At 47.7% G+C, this 15456-nt stretch carries 13 protein-coding genes; 4 read left to right on the top strand and 9 right to left on the bottom strand.

The features are described 5' to 3' along the window. Nucleotides 1-2: 2 nt before the first annotated feature. A complete protein-coding gene (gene pilB, locus MIH18_RS07720) occupies nucleotides 3-1718 on the bottom strand; it encodes a type IV-A pilus assembly ATPase PilB (protein ID WP_249014253.1) in 1716 nt (571 codons plus the stop codon). A 242-nt stretch (nucleotides 1719-1960) separates the two neighbouring features. On the opposite strand from pilB, the gene tviB reads away from it, so the two are divergent. Continuing rightward, the gene (tviB, locus tag MIH18_RS07715; RefSeq protein WP_249014252.1) at nucleotides 1961-3223 is read left to right on the top strand and encodes a Vi polysaccharide biosynthesis UDP-N-acetylglucosamine C-6 dehydrogenase TviB; all 1263 of its coding nucleotides are present in this window, start codon (nucleotides 1961-1963) and stop codon (nucleotides 3221-3223) included. A 115-nt stretch (nucleotides 3224-3338) separates the two neighbouring features. Beyond that, nucleotides 3339-4418, top strand: coding sequence for a glycosyltransferase family 4 protein (locus MIH18_RS07710; RefSeq protein ID WP_249014251.1), 1080 nt, complete (start codon nucleotides 3339-3341; stop codon nucleotides 4416-4418). Between the two features lie 63 nt (nucleotides 4419-4481). Here MIH18_RS07710 and MIH18_RS07705 read toward each other — a convergent pair whose 3' ends face one another. Next, complete coding sequence (locus MIH18_RS07705; RefSeq protein WP_283164888.1) at nucleotides 4482-4826, bottom strand: hypothetical protein; 345 nt, start codon at nucleotides 4824-4826, stop codon at nucleotides 4482-4484. A 120-nt stretch (nucleotides 4827-4946) separates the two neighbouring features. Here MIH18_RS07705 and MIH18_RS07700 point away from each other — a divergent pair, with 120 nt between their 5' ends. Then, complete coding sequence (locus MIH18_RS07700; protein ID WP_249014250.1) at nucleotides 4947-5921, top strand: IS1595 family transposase; 975 nt, start codon at nucleotides 4947-4949, stop codon at nucleotides 5919-5921. Nucleotides 5922-6204: 283 nt separating this feature from the next. Next, entirely contained in the window at nucleotides 6205-7221 is a 1017-nt protein-coding gene (locus tag MIH18_RS07695; RefSeq protein WP_249014249.1) for a glycosyltransferase family 4 protein, read from the top strand. Here the strand turns inward: MIH18_RS07695 and MIH18_RS07690 are convergent. The 7 genes from MIH18_RS07690 to MIH18_RS07660 all read right to left on the bottom strand — a co-directional run bounded on the left by MIH18_RS07690 (nucleotide 7218) and on the right by MIH18_RS07660 (nucleotide 15120). After that, nucleotides 7218-8105 carry a glycosyltransferase gene (locus MIH18_RS07690; protein ID WP_249014248.1) on the bottom strand — a complete coding sequence of 296 codons (888 nt, stop codon included), beginning with the start codon at nucleotides 8103-8105 and terminating at the stop codon, nucleotides 7218-7220. The two genes, MIH18_RS07695 and MIH18_RS07690, sit on opposite strands and share 4 nt — an antisense overlap. A 32-nt stretch (nucleotides 8106-8137) precedes the next feature. Further along, entirely contained in the window at nucleotides 8138-9382 is a 1245-nt protein-coding gene (locus MIH18_RS07685) for an oligosaccharide flippase family protein (RefSeq protein ID WP_249014247.1), read from the bottom strand. After that, entirely contained in the window at nucleotides 9372-10229 is an 858-nt protein-coding gene (locus tag MIH18_RS07680; protein WP_249014246.1) for an FkbM family methyltransferase, read from the bottom strand. Before MIH18_RS07680 ends, MIH18_RS07685 begins: the two co-directional genes overlap by 11 nt. Then, nucleotides 10226-11365 carry a glycosyltransferase family 4 protein gene (locus tag MIH18_RS07675; protein WP_283164858.1) on the bottom strand — a complete coding sequence of 380 codons (1140 nt, stop codon included), beginning with the start codon at nucleotides 11363-11365 and terminating at the stop codon, nucleotides 10226-10228. The genes MIH18_RS07680 and MIH18_RS07675 overlap by 4 nt, the downstream gene beginning before the upstream one ends. A gap of 416 nt (nucleotides 11366-11781) precedes the next feature. Continuing rightward, entirely contained in the window at nucleotides 11782-12636 is an 855-nt protein-coding gene (locus MIH18_RS07670; protein ID WP_249014244.1) for a glycosyltransferase family 2 protein, read from the bottom strand. Nucleotides 12637-12650: 14 nt separating this feature from the next. Continuing rightward, a complete protein-coding gene (locus MIH18_RS07665; RefSeq protein WP_249014243.1) occupies nucleotides 12651-14561 on the bottom strand; it encodes a tetratricopeptide repeat protein in 1911 nt (636 codons plus the stop codon). Between the two features lie 124 nt (nucleotides 14562-14685). Then, nucleotides 14686-15120 carry a pilin gene (locus MIH18_RS07660; protein WP_283164857.1) on the bottom strand — a complete coding sequence of 145 codons (435 nt, stop codon included), beginning with the start codon at nucleotides 15118-15120 and terminating at the stop codon, nucleotides 14686-14688. Nucleotides 15121-15456: the final 336 nt, after the last annotated feature.

The following is a 15456-nucleotide window of genomic DNA, read 5'->3' as shown; positions in this document are numbered from 1 at the left end:
GCTTAATCCTTGGTCACGCGGTTGGCTTCTTCAAGGCTGGTCACACCCTCAATCACTTTTAACAGGGCAGATTGGCGCAGGGTTCGGAAGCCTTCAGCCTGAGCTGCTTTTGCAATCTTGATAGAACTGGCCTCTTCCATAATCATGCTGGCCAGCTGCTCGGTTACTTTCACCACCTCGTAAATGCCGACACGGCCTTTATACCCATTAGTGCATTTATCACAGCCTTTCGGGTGGTACAACGTGAACCCTGTTTCAATTTGTTCAGTTGAGAACCCTTCGGCTAAAAGTACGTCTTTTGGGATGGCTCCAGCCTGTTTGCAGCTGCAAAGTCGCCGGCCCAGGCGCTGGGCAATAATCAGGCTAACAGACGTGGCAATGTTAAACGCCGGCACACCCATGTTCATCATACGGGTTAAGGTTTCGGCCGCGCTGTTGGTGTGCAGGGTGGATAACACAAGGTGACCGGTTTGTGCCGCTTTGATAGCAATGTTAGCGGTTTCCAGGTCTCGAATCTCGCCCACCATGATAACGTCAGGGTCTTGCCGCAAAAACGCCCGTAGCGCTTCGGCGAAGCCAAGCCCCACTTTGTTGTTCACGTTGACCTGATTCACGCCTTCCAGGTTAATTTCCGCCGGGTCTTCCGCGGTGGAAATATTGCGCTCGTCGGTGTTCAGAATGTTCAGGCCGGTATACAGCGACACGGTTTTACCGGAACCGGTGGGGCCCGTCACCAGAATCATGCCCTGTGGTTGCGCCAGGGCGTCCATATACAGCTTCTTCTGGTCTTCTTCATAGCCGAGGGCGTCAATGCCCAGCTTTGCCTGGCTGGGGTCCAGAATACGCAGCACGATTTTCTCGCCCCACAACGTGGGCAGGGTGTTCACCCGAAAGTCGATGGACTTGGTTTTGGACAGCCTCATTTTTATGCGGCCGTCTTGCGGCAAACGTCGCTCGGAAATGTCCAGCTGCGCCATGATCTTTATTCGCGCGGATATTTTCGGTGCCAGCTTTATAGAGGGTCGCGACATTTCTTTTAGAATGCCGTCAGTGCGAAAGCGTACGCGGTAGGTTTTCTCGTAAGGTTCAAAGTGAACGTCTGAAGAACCCCCGCGAATCGCATCTAGCAGCATTTTGTTCACATACTTTACGATGGGTGCATCGTCTACTTCGGCAACAACCACTGCACCGTCGTCTTCGTTTCCATCCGCGCCTTCTGTTTCGATACCTTCAAGGTCTGTATCGGCCAGGTCGCCCATGGAGCTTTCACTAGACGCCAAATACTTTTCGATAGCCGCGCGCAGCTTGGAATCGTCCACCAGAATTGCATCGGTGCTTAAGCCGGTATTGAACTTGATTTCGTCCAGAGCCTGAACGTTGGTGGGGTCGCTCACTGCAATAAACAGCCGGTTGCCACGCTTATACAGGGGCAGGGCGTTGTGCTTGCGCAGCAGTTTTTCGTCCACCAGCTTGTCGGGCATCATCTCCGGCAAAAACGCATCCAGGTCCAGCACTGAAATACCAAACTCCATGGCCGCCGAAAACGCCAACGCCGAGCTGTTTGCCAACTTGTGCTGAGTTAGGTAGGTAATCAGCGGAATACGGTTCTGAGAAGCCTGAAAAAAGGCGTCTTTGGCCGTGGATTCTTCCAGCAAGCCGTCGCTTACGAAACGCCGTGCCAGGCCGGTTAAGGTGATGTTACTTGTGTTTATTGTCATAGATTAGGGCGCTGCAGCCTGACGGTTGGGGTGCGAGTAATTGCGAAGCTTGAGTTTAGATGGGTGGGGGCGATTTGGAAAGCTTGGGGTGTTTCCTCCAGTGCCTGTTTATGATCAGATCTATAAATGATTGATGGCCTGAGCACCGTCAAATTAATACACAAAAATACGCTTGCGGCACGCCAGCCAGCCAAGCAGGATACCGTGGTGCGAAAACACGCCAAAACGGGCCTGGGGACTGTATGAAGAAAATTGCGATTGTGGGGCTGGGGTACGTTGGGCTGCCACTGGCCGCCGCCTTTGGTGCGAGCCGACCGGTGGTAGGCTTCGATATCAACAGCACCCGCGTGGAAGAGCTCAAAAGAGGGTTCGACCGAACACGGGAGGCTACTAAATCTGAACTCGATTCTGCCCCACTGCTGACGTTTACCAACACCGAGAAAGCAATAGCAGACTGTCAAATTTACATAGTGACCGTGCCCACACCGATAGACCAGTACAAAGCGCCTGACTTTACCCCGCTTATCACGGCCTGCGAAAGCGTAGGAAGCGTTTTGAAATCGGGTGACCTGGTCATTTTTGAATCAACGGTATTCCCCGGTACTACAGAAGAAGTATGCGTACCACGGCTTGAACACGTTTCTGGCCTGGTGTTTAACAAACACTTTTTCGCCGGTTACAGCCCCGAACGCATCAACCCCGGCGACAAAAAACATCGCCTAGCCGACATCGTTAAAATAACTGCAGGCTCTACCCCTGCGATCGCAGACGAAGTAGACGAGCTCTATGCAGCCATTGTGAAAGCGGGAACGCACAAAACTAGCTCCATTAAGGTCGCGGAAGCAGCGAAGGTCATCGAAAACACCCAGCGAGACCTGAACATAGCCCTAATGAACGAACTTTCCATGATCTTCGCCCGCTTAAAAATAGACACCCACGAAGTGCTTGCGGCAGCCGGGACAAAATGGAATTTCCTACCCTTTACGCCAGGCCTGGTTGGCGGGCACTGCATAGGCGTAGACCCTTACTACCTCACTCATAAAGCCCAGGCCATTGGCTACCACCCCGAAATCATATTGGCCGGGCGGCGCGTGAACGACAACATGGCACCCTATGCGGCAACTGAACTTATCAAAGCCATGATCAAAAAAGGCCACACCATAGCAAACTCCCGAATTCTCGTGCTGGGCCTCACCTTCAAAGAGAACTGCCCGGACCTGCGGAACACCAAAGTGATCGACGTGATTCGGGAACTTCGGGAATTCGGTTGCCAAGTCGATGTAAGCGACTGCTGGGCCGACAAACAAGAAACTCTGGACGAATACGGCATTACATTGATTGATCATCCGGGGGCAGGCCACTATAACGCGGTGATGCTGGCTGTGCCGCATTCGGAATACAGGGCTCTGACGGGTACTCAGCTGCGGGAATACACGATTGAGTCCGGGCTGATTTTTGATTTGAAAGGTATACTGCCTATTTGGGAGTCTGATTTCAGGCTCTGAGTAAAAGCCTGTGAAAGCTTTGCCACTGTTAACGTTCTGGTATCAAAAGTAAAAAATTATGACTCGCCCCTGCATATTGCTTATCACCCGCAACCTACCACCTTTGGTGGGGGGCATGGAACGTCTTAACTGGCATATGGCCGATGAACTGGCTAAACACGCCGAGCTACAAGTCGTTGGCCCCACCGGAGCGGCAAAATTAGCCCCGCCATCCGTAACGCTGACCGAAGCACCCCTTAAACCGCTGCCATTGTTCTTGCTGGTATCCTTTTTTAAGGGGCTATGGATCGTTTTTCGTAAAAAACCAGATGTCATTCTTGCGGGCAGCGGCCTGACCGCGCCCATTGCCTGGTTACTGAGTAAACTGTGTGGCGCGCGCTCTGCGGCCTATCTCCACGGTTTCGATATCACCGTCGACAATATTCTGTACCGAAAACTTTGGCGACCAACGTTCAAAAAACTGGACCACATCATTGTTAACAGCACCCCTACGCGAGAGCTGGCTGTGGCTGCCGGCGTAAGTCGAAACGAGATCCGGATTGTGCACCCCGGAGTTTCCCTGCCAGATGCACCCCAACCAGCAGAACGGATTTCAGCTTTCAAAGAGCAACACGGGCTATTAGGTAAAAAAATACTGCTCTCCGTGGGTCGTCTTACCACTCGCAAAGGCCTGAGGGAGTTTGTCGAAAAAGCCTTACCCTCAATTGTTCAGGCCGCGCCTGAAACAATTCTGGTAGTGATTGGAGAAGCACCCAAAAATTCATTGGGAGCCGGTATTCAAACTGTCGAAAGTATTAAGGCACAAGCAGGGAAGTCCGGCGTAGCCAACCACATCAAATTTCTGGGCGTTATTACAGACAAAGTTCTTTTAGCCACGGCTTACGAATCCGCTGATGTGCATGTGTTCCCAGTGCGGCACATTCCCGATGACCCTGAGGGCTTTGGAATGGTGGCTATTGAAGCAGCGGCCCATGGTGTTCCGACGGTTGCTTTTGCGACTGGTGGCGTTGTTGATGCTGTTAATAATAGCGTATCGGGATATTTGGTTGAAAAAAACAACTACTCAGAATTAAATCGGCAGATTATCAATAGCTTACAGAGACCATGGGAGGCCGCTTCTTTACAGGCGGTTGCCAAAGGGTTCACATGGGGGAGGTTCGGGGAGAGTTTATTTACAACACTGAAACCACAATAGGAAGCCTCGGTAAATATGGACTATAAGATTACGGCTTCACTATACTTACCTTCTAGTTCAAATTTATTTGGCCAGCTGCGAGATAACTGGCTCAATAGTTTGAACAAGCTCACTCCATTTGACTGGTGTAACATTCGCCACATAAGGTTTTTCAAGTTGAATAGCTATGGCCTCAATCAGGCTCTTAGCATTACTGGGTGCAAAAAGAATCTCAGGACTACCTTGCAGTGTTTGAGAAATTGTACCAGCTTTAGCGGCTACAATAGGCAAATCACAAGTTACCATTTCATATAGTTTTTGCGGAAAGCAGTATCTGCCAAACTCTGAGTCGTGTGCCGTAATGATCCCAGCATCAAGCGATTGGAACAGTTGTCCAACCTGTTTTTCCAGTAATTCACCAAGATATATAACACGAACTCCTTTGGGACAGGAAAGCCACTATCAATACGACAGCTAACACTAAGCACACATCGTCCATTTTTTCTATAAGGGGTGGTCAGTTAGCTCCTCTTGGCACAAGATGTAGTAATGGGAATATCTGCAACCGGAGCAATAATACGCCGTCCACTGGTGGCTGGACATGACTATCCGCGTACTTACCGGGAGTTCGTAGTGCAGTTCCCTGACGATGAATCGTGCGCAACCTATTTAGAGCAACTCCGTTGGCCAGGCGGATTCATTTGCCCTCAATGTGGAGGGACCGAGGAACCATGGCGACAAACCCGATGTCGGTTGGTGTGCCCCCGTTGCCGATACCAAGCGTCGGTAACTGGAGGCACTATCTTCGACAAAACACGAACGCCACTGACAACATGGTTCGAGGCTGTATGGCATGTCACTACCGCGAAGAATGGCCTTTCAGCCAAGACTCTTGAGCGTACGCTGGGTATGAGTTACCGAACTGCATGGACGATGCTGCAGAGGCTCCGGGTGGCGATGGTGCGTAGTGAGCGCGAACCATTATCGGGCCTGATTGAGGTAGATGAAAGCTTTGTAGGAGGCGTAGAACGTGGAGGAAAGCGCGGACGCGGTACACGTAGATCCATTGTGCTAATTGCCATCGAAATAAAGGAACCCAAGGGGTTCGGGCGAATAAGGATGCGCTATGTTCCTGATGCGTCAGGAGACAATTTGGTGGCGTTCGTGTGTGATGTAGCACGTCCTGATGCTGCGGTTCACACGGACGGCTGGCGTGGATACAATGAGTTGCCAAAGCACGGATACTTGCACCAAAAGAGCATCCTGTCATCTACAGGCGACCCTGCACACGTTTCTATGCCAGAAGTGCACCGAGTTGCCAGCCTCCTGAAAAGATGGATTCTCGGCACACATCAGGGCTCGGTCACCGCTGGGCATTTACAGTCTTATTTGGAGGAGTTTACTGTTCGATTCAATCGCCGCACTTCGCGCAGCCGTGGACTTGTCTTCCGTCGACTCCTGGAGCAGGCGGTCATCACAGAGCCGGTGACCGAGGCTAAAATAACTCACGGGTACCTCTGGTGAAAACACAACATATAGTGGGTAGAGGAGCTAACCGACTACCCCGTTAGATTATTTCTCAACCCGAATTTGGGTTGGCTTGCAATTAGTTGCCGCCTTTCGTTAATTGATCAGTGTTTCCTTAGATTGTTTTGCGACAACAACCAGTTGAAAATAAAAAGAAACTAACCTCTAGATAAGCACCGTTGAGTATAAGCGGGAATTTTTTATGAGCAACACATGCAGCGCAAATTTGACCAAGCAGCATACCTCGCAATTGCAGCAACCCTAAAAAAGGACAAATAACATGCAAATGCAGCCCGCAATCTGGTTCCCTACCGTAAGAACCAATACAGGCACGGATATCTTTACCCAGCGTCTAGTCAAAGGCTTGAAAGATCGAGGTATAAGGGCAGAAGTAACCTGGCTCCCCCTGCGTGCTGAATACGCCCCCTGGACTGTTCGCGCGCCCAAACCGCCAGAATGGGCCACTGTGGTTCACGTCAACACGTGGTTACACCCGCGTTTCATTCCAAAAACCCTGCCGGCGATAGCGACAATCCATCATGCCGTTCACCACCCGGATGCCCTTGGTTATAAAGGCTGGCTCCGGGCGGCTTATCACAAACACTGGATCGCTCCCATGGAACGCCGTGTAATGCGCCGAGCCAGAAAGGTAATTGCCGTCAGTCAGTTTGTTGCCGATACAGCAAAAAAAACGCTCGTGGACGTTCCTATGCAGCTGATTTACAACGGGATCGATACCGATATATTTACCCCTGGGACGCGCGTACGCTTACCTGAAGAACCATTTCGGTTGTTGTATGTGGGTAGTTGGAAGGCACTAAAAGGAGTAGATTTGCTGGCCCCAATCATGAGCGAATTAGGTGATACCTATGAGTTGCATTATACAGGAGGACCTACTTCAAAAAAGGATAAGGCAACAATGCCTCCTAATATGCGCGATATTGGCCGCTTGAACGGAGATGCTGAGGTAGCCAAAGCCATGCAGAATGCTGACGCCCTTCTTTTTCCTTCACGTAGTGAGGGGTTTGGCTTAGTAGCCGCTGAAGCTATGGCATGTGGGCTTCCTGTATTTGCTTCGGCAGGCTCGTCTGTTATTGAAGTCATAGACCATAAAAAAAACGGCTATTTATGCAAGAGAGATAGCATCGCCGACTTTACGCGAGCGATACGTCACCTTGCATCAAATGATTCATTGCGCCGTAAAATGAGCAGCTCCGCACGGCTGTCTGCTAAAAACAGGTTCTCAGAAAACATAATGCTGAGTGCCTATACTCTGCAGTGCTATACGCAGGTTTAACGCCTCTCGGCTCTTGCGCCAAGAGCCAATCTGAGGCCTTCAACGGACTCTGCAAAACGAATAACCACCGCAATAGAAAGTATCTGCACCCTCTCCACAGTGCTTAGCTCTTTTCGACATAATAGCCAGACCGCAGACTGCCAAACACTTCTTTTTTTGGCTATATTTTGGCTACCGACATGTGCGAGGCCAAACTCACGCAGCATTCTTCTGCCCGCAGTAATGCGCCTTGCCTGCAAGATGGCACCCCTTAATGTGGTTCGAGGCTCGGTATAAATAACGGCCGTTGGTTCATAGACAAGAGAAAAGCCTCGCTTGAGCGCACGCCACGACCACTCCCTGTCACCGCCAGACAACAGGCGATCTTCAAACCCTCCGACAGATCTGAACAATTCCTTAGTACAAAACAGATTCAATGTGCCAGTAAATTTTTTCTCTTTAATATTAGACTCTTGACCAAAGCTGGTAGCCCGCTGATAAAGCGCCACAACGGACGGACTGGGAGGTTCAACAATCTCAACTTCACCACCAACGAAAGCCCTTCCGCCATGTGACTCAAGTGTTGCGACACCCGACTTGAGCCAATCTTTGGCCGGCCAGCAATCTGCGTCAGTAAATGCAAAAAGATCACCAGAAGCGACCTCTGAACCAGCATTTCTGGCAGCATACGAACCAGGCTTCTCACAACGAATAACTTTAATGTTCAGACCTAGAGAGTTTTCAACTTTAATTGATGGCGTAGAACCATTGTCCACCACAATGATCTCTAGCGATTGAGGTGGATAGGATTGTGAGGACATAGCTTCAATACATTTTAGCAATCCTGCTTGATCATTGAAGACGGGAATAATGACGCTAACCAAAGAGATATTTTTACCGCTCATTTACAACACCTTTTGAGCCTCTTTTCGTGACTTCAACGAAAGCGAGAAATCTTAAAAGAAATTATTGCCATAAAACACCAAAAAAATTCTGCCGAGACGACCGAAACAGCCGTACCGATTGGCCCATACTCAGGAATCAGATAAAGCCCTAAACATAAAAAAAATAGAATCGAGGCTAAATCTAAATAAATCCTTACCTTTATCTTATCCGTTGTAGTAAGTGCGGCACCAATGAGCTGACGAATAGCAAATGCCGGCAGCCAAAACGCCAAAATCAGGATCAAGCTATCTATGGACTCAAATCCCGGCCCCAAAATTTCTCCAAAGTATCCCGACAAAAGCCAGAGTAGCAGAAGGCAAAAAAAACTGTACGCTAGAAAAACTACCGCATAGCGAGAAAAGAAAACAAAGTGCGCAGTCTGGATAGATTTGCCATAGCCAAAAAGGCGGAACGCTTGAGACTGTATAACTGATGTGATCGGCATAGATGCAGCGGCAACTATTCTCATAGCCGCACCATAAGCCCCCGTTTCACCGACCCCAGCCATGGTCATTGTCAAGGGTTTGCTTCCCTCCGCCACTCCCTGATTCGTTAGGCTGTTTACAGAATAGAGAATATCAGACCGAATCTTCCAGACTTCAGCCGGATTTGGCCAAATAATCGGAGGAAGCAACCTGAATGCCAAAACCATAACCATGGACGCCGCGATAAAAGTACTTAAAACCATCAACGCTGCATACGCCTCAACGTCAAGCCCCTCTCCATGAAAAAAAAAAACAGTGAGGGCGATTGCCTTTAATGCTGGCGCGACTATTTGGGTTAAAAGTGACAGTCTGACCATTCCATAAGCCATGAATGCGTATGCAGTGACCATGCATAATGGGAGCAGCAAGATTTCGGAAACAGCTACAAGAAACCAAGCCTCTGATGTCAAGACATCGTCTGTAAAGATAAAACTAATTGACAGATATAAACTGCCCAGAAGCATACCTGAAACGACATATCGGACAAGAGCCAGGCCCCAAGCCGCGGAGAAGGTGGCAGGGTCTCTGGCAGCTTCACGAACATTTGCTATTCCAGATCCAAGCCCAACGAATTGAACAAATAACGAGGCAATACTGACGGCCACTACAACATACCCGTAGCCCTCTGCGCCAAGGGAACGGGCTGATAGCACTAAATATACAGCCAACAATGCGACCTTGGCGCCCTGAGCACACAAAGCAACAAACTGCTGACTTAGGACAAACTTCCCCACAAGAGACTTAAAAGACAATTTCATCTACCGAGGCAAAAATTGCAGAATAATGCTTGTTCTCCAATCTCTCTATTTTTCTTAACATATAGCTCTTTCGGAGAGCGAACAACGATCTGACATCAAGGTATTTCCCGGCGCCGATTCTGGAAGCGAAAACCTCATAAAAATACGAATATCCTACGTCAGAAAGCCACTGAATTGCCTGATTACCCTCTACAATATTTCGCGCTTCAAAAGCGATTAGCGGTTTATCCCTCGAAATACACTCCTTCATTCCTTTAAATACTGAAACCTCCATTCCTTCAACATCAACTTTGATAAATCCGATAGGGAGCAGCCTGTCAAAAAGTAGATCGTCTCCTCTATTTACTTCAACAGCTTCGACCAAACCTTCAGAATCCCCGGAAAAAATTTCTAATTCAACCATCCCTGTATGTTCCCGGGACAGTTCTTTAATAAACGCATTTCCATTCGTTTCTCCTAAACCACAGCGAATAACTTCGACATTTTTTCTCTTATTACGAATTAAATTTGCCTGAAGCACCAGATTCAGGGAAAGGCTTGGCTCAAAGGCGACGACGGAATCAAATAAGTGGGAGAAATATAACGTATGATTTCCAATATTCGCCCCAACGTCTACTGCCAACTTATTAGAAATTGAAAGATGCTCAACCAATACTTTTATGCAAATCAAAAATTCTTTCTCATAATATCCATGACTTTGAATAACAGAACCTATCTTGTCATTAGGTGATATAAAAAGCATATCATTTCTTTGCGATATAGAAAGTTCAGATTTTTTCAAAATTAAATTACAAAACTTTCTGACAAAGAATTTAAAATAAGAAATTGAATAAAATTTCATGGCAACAATAGAACCTTTTCTGAGATAAGTTTGTAATCATCCATCATTTTTTTAATATCATATTTTTTAGCCGCTTTGACTGAAATTTCAACGGCTGATGCTGGCGTTTCAGAAGATACCAGCAATTCGACGGCTTCAGCTATCGAAGCTGCATCGAACCCGCTAGTAACATAACCGGCACCATCAACAGTATCGGGCAACCCGCCACAAGGGGTTGCGACTATAGCCATACCACAAGCCATAGCTTCTACAGCAACTCGGCAGAATGCCTCCTCCGAACCATCAGGTGTCGGCTGCGAACAAACCAGCAGTATATCTGCAGACTGCATTACGCCAGGGATATGCCTGTAATCCAATGACCCACGAAATCTGATATTTCCTGAAAGCCCAGCAAATTTTATTCGCTTCGTGAGCCTCTCTTGTTCTTCACCACTTCCGACAACTACAAGTTCAATATTCCAGTTAGGATGCCTAGCATTCAGCAACTTGACCGTATCAATTGCAATGTCATGCCCTTTACATGTAGTCAACCTACCCACCGACAACAACTTTAAAGGGCTCGGCCAAACTTGAGTCTTCCCAATGTTTGGCGAGAACCGACCGGTATCAACGCCCATCACAACTAGCTCAATCTGACGCCCTAGATTTCTCAAAATTCTACGACTCACAAATTGGCTATGACCTACTAGAGTCGCTGTCTTCAATAGAGACTGGTACATGTTCCAACCAAATTTTTTCGTGTAGGCAGTAACGTCATAACCATGAAAATTCACGATCAATGGTATTGTATTGTTTTCTAACGCTATTGCGGCTAGGACGCCATTTGGGCCAAAATGTGCGTGAACAAGATCAGGACGAATTGTTTGTATGAGTTCTGACAAGCGTTGAGCTTTAACCGCTATCAAACGTGCATTCAAGGAGTTAGGGTTAGGGTGACTTGCAATGCTCTCGACGGCTCTGCGAAGATCCCTGAAAATCCCTCCCCGCACCAATCGAAAAAAGGAAGATAGTTGGAAAACAGCTGGCTGAACTGAACAATCTGAAAAGCAATTATCAAACGATTTCTGATCAATTTTATTAGCAGCAACGGAAACATTCCACTCTAAACTCAACATACCCTTCACGTGATCAACCACAAACGTCTCAGAGTATGTTGGGAACTCGGATGCTATTATCAATACATGTTTCTTCAACCTGACCCCCAAAAATCTTAGAGTAATTACAAAATCAGAAATTTACTCAAACGCTAAAAAGAGACGCCTCGGTGTCTGGAGCGCCGTCGGACTCTAAAAAAATTGCTTCAAAGAGCCTCCGAGGCAGGGCGCATTGGAGCAGAACAGTAAAACCATGTCAGCGAGTCTAGATATCTACTCGGCGGAAAAAAATAGTGCTCTGCGAGCCATTGATTTCAGGTTTCCATACAGGCATTACTTGTATCAGTTCCATACTCATAGATTTATCTATCGAACCCTGAGTATTTTATTCGAAAAATTAAGTGCTAATATTTTATACGTCGCAAAGTTTTGTTAAAATTTTTTTAGAAACTCTTCTTTTAATCCTTGTCTTTATACATCAAAGCCGTAATTTGCTCTGAAACAAGCCCTACGAGAAAGATGGTTAGGGATGTCGTCAGCAAAAGCGCACTCATGTTCGTAAACCTACTCGCAGTAGCAAACGTGTACCCATAATAACCCAGCCCCAAACTGAACAGGGCGAATGCTATCGGCACGAAAAGTTTGAGAGGGGAGTATAGCGTCCCAATTTTGAAAATGATCAGAAGAAATCGAATACCATCCTGTATCGGTTTAATATGACTTTTCCCCTCCCTTTGGCCAGTATGGATAGGCTCATAACACACAGAGTAGCCTGCCCTAAAAAAAGCCATGGTCGATGTCGTGGGATATGAGAAACCGTTAGGCAACAGGCTTAAAAACTGCAGGAATTTAACTCTTCTGACGGCTCGGAAACCAGACGTTAAGTCTTCAATTTTCTGACCTGTCATATAGCTTGCGAACCAATTATAGAACTTGTTGGCCAGCCCTCTGCCAACACTCGCTTGCGACCCGGACTGACGAGCTCCGACTACCATATCAAAGCCTTGATCAAGCTTATTTAGTAAGCGGTGCACATCATCTGGAGAATGCTGTCCATCGGCATCCATAAAGAGAATGATGTCTCCTGTTGCAGCTCTTGCCCCGCTCTTGATAGCCGCACCGTTCCCCTTGGAATAGGGATGTCGAATCACACTTGCCCCCAGCTTTTCGGCAATATCGTCGGTGCCATCAGTAGAACCGTCATCAACAACAATAATCTCTGCTTCCGGATAGAGAGAGGCTAGGCTTTCAACAACTCTACCTATGCTTGATGATTCGTTTTTTGCAGGTATTACAATTGAGAATGCTGTCACAGTCAGAGCCTCTCTTATTGATAGGTTGGGCTATTCAACAGATTTTTATCGATACGCTCAAAAATTTCGATGTACTCTTTCATCTTCGCATCCGATATTCCCGAGGCAGAATCTCTCTCTATAGCTACTTCGAGTGTTTCCCTTGCTTTCTTGTACTGTCCTGCCCCCAGAAACAACCCTGCGATTCGGCGAGCAGAATCCGCATGAGGATAAAGTTGATCAACCTTTAAAAATGCCGCCAGGGCTGCATCGCCATCGCCTTGGGTAAGATACATGTTGCCAGCGATAACCAGGAGGGATGCGGTTCCGCCTTTACGCGTTTCACCGAACGATGCTGTCTTCATCAGAATATCCGCAAATTGCTCACCATACGCACGGCACAAGCCATCATGGAGCACTTTTTGCAATTGTGAGGCAGCAGGCCGCAAACCATCCGTCCATTTATGCTGGCTCACCTTCGTTGCAAGTTCCACATAATCGAAACGCATCGGCTGATCGAACGCACATGCGATCCCGGCAGAGATGAACGGGATGCTAAGGTCTTTTGGGAAGTCTTTATAGATATCATCGAGGTGGTCAAGCGCCGCATTCGGCATTCCTCGCTGAGCAAGGTGCTGAGCAAACGTCCGTTGAGCCCTCGGCGAATTCGGATGCTCTGCAGCCCATATCGGGATAATGCGACTCTTATTGCCCCACTCGCTGGCAAACCCCCAGGTAATTACTCCACTGACCCCAAGAAAACATACGGCGAAAATCGGTACAAAGCGAGCAAGGTCACCCGACAGCCTTTTCACTCCAAGATAAATAAGGGAAATGACAGCGAAAAAAAGTCCGGCGATAGATAAGTAATTCCGGTGTTCGAAGTAAAGCTCTAAAGAGACGGTAGTGGACTCAATGACGTGTCCAACGAGGAACCAAAGCACACCGAATGCAAAGATAGGCCATCGCTTCCTTAACCAAAACGACAGGCAGGTTGCCACCAAGATAGCGGAGATTGCCAAAAAAACTTTGGGCTCGAAGATACTCGAAAAAATAGGGTAGTCATCCTGAAACAAACCAAGGCGATACACTTGAAAGGAGAATATGGAGTGAAGATAGTCCCATATAATTACAGGCTCTGTCAGAAGTCGCTCGGCTAGAGTGAAGTCACGATACTCATAGCTTCCAATCCATCGGGGTAAGTAAAGTATGTATCCGATAACTGCCAGAGATGGCAGGTAAAGAAAGAGCCTGCGCCACCAGATATAGTAGGAGTTTGTTCGAGAACCGGAAAAAAGAGTAAGCTCAATGACTGAAAGATAAAGTGGAAGCAGGGCCCCGCTTTCTTTGCTAAAGATCGCCAGCAAGAAAGAAATTCCAAAGTTCAGGCTTAATAAAACTAGCTGCTTTATATTAGGGTTCGGGTATCGCGTCCTCAGGTAAACGTGAATAAAGAACCCGATAACCATGAACAGGGTCGCCAACTGAGTCATCCGTTGAACAACATAAAGAACCGTCGATACCTGGAATGGGTGCGTCAGCCACAAACCAATTGCAAAAAGTGCAAGCCAGTCTGACTGGGCCTGACTGAAGCAGAATCGCCCAACGATTCTGAACCCGCAAAATAAAAAAATTCCAATCAACAGATGAATATAAACGTTAGTCTTTTTAAAAGAGAGAGGGTCGGAAGGCCACGCATTGTCATTAATCAAAAACGACAACTTGGAAATTGGCCTATCTAGCGGACCCGCGTTACCGTGTGAAAGATACTGATCCAGGGAGTTCAGGTCGGTCACACCAATATCCAGTGTTCCCAGATTATCAAAGTCGTCCAGCATGAAGGGCCCGGTAAGGCCTGGAGAGAGCGCGAGCCAGCCGGCGAGTAACAGCGCGAGCAAAGACAGCGATACTGACAGCGCGTGCTGATCAATTTTTATATTAGGCATTGGATTCCAAACATAATCGTTTTTTTAAAGGCGCATTCCACGTACAGAAAAGCCCTCCTACAAAAGAGGGCTTTTCTGATATCGGCTTTGTTAATTTTAAATTAACATGCCTTACACTACCATTCTATAAGCGACAGTTAGCTGGGCGGTACTTGCCTGGAAGGGTGCCCCCTGTGCAGGTAACGTTTACACCGTTGGCGCTGCCAACAACCTGATAAATGAAAGTTGTTGTATCCGCATCGCCACCGAGGTTTTCCAGAGTATAGGTCAACTGGGCACCGGCGCTAGAGGTAGCAAACGTAATACCAGAAACGTAGTCGCTCTGGTCGGCGTTATCGTTTATGCCCGCTTGGTTTGTGGATGCTGGCATATCGCCGGTGCTGATATAATATTCAGCAACGCTGATGCGCGCAGCACTGGCAATTACCAAAACTTCACTGACCTTGGCGCGGATGGTGTAATCCTGATACGCCGGAATTGCGATGGCTGCCAGAATACCAATAATCGCAACAACGATCATCAGCTCGATCAGTGTAAAACCCTGTTGAACTTTTTTCATATGGTGTTCTCCAAACTTTGTTAGTGTCACTCCGGTGGGGGAGTAGCCTTATCATGAATAAGCATATGTTGTGCCACATTCACGACTGCCTCGTATTGCTTATAAAAATCAGTTGACTAGCCGGTATGACACATTGATACACGGTTTTTGTAACGCGTTAAAGTGCCGGAATTTGGCACCCAGTGACAAATTTTGTCACTCCTTTCTGACACCTATAGCGTCCTTCGCTGCCTCTTGGCGTATTCGGTTCTCTCTGTGTTCGTGCGGTCTGACTTTTTAACAAACCTTGATCATGGACAGGGACAACGAATATCCCTATTGATCAGACGCTTATGA

Origin of the sequence: Marinobacter sp. M3C, from assembly GCF_023311895.1 — a bacterium.
Taxonomy (GTDB): domain Bacteria; phylum Pseudomonadota; class Gammaproteobacteria; order Pseudomonadales; family Oleiphilaceae; genus Marinobacter.
The sequence above is the reverse complement of the archived record's forward strand: the minus strand, read 5'-3'. Positions and strand labels throughout refer to the sequence as shown.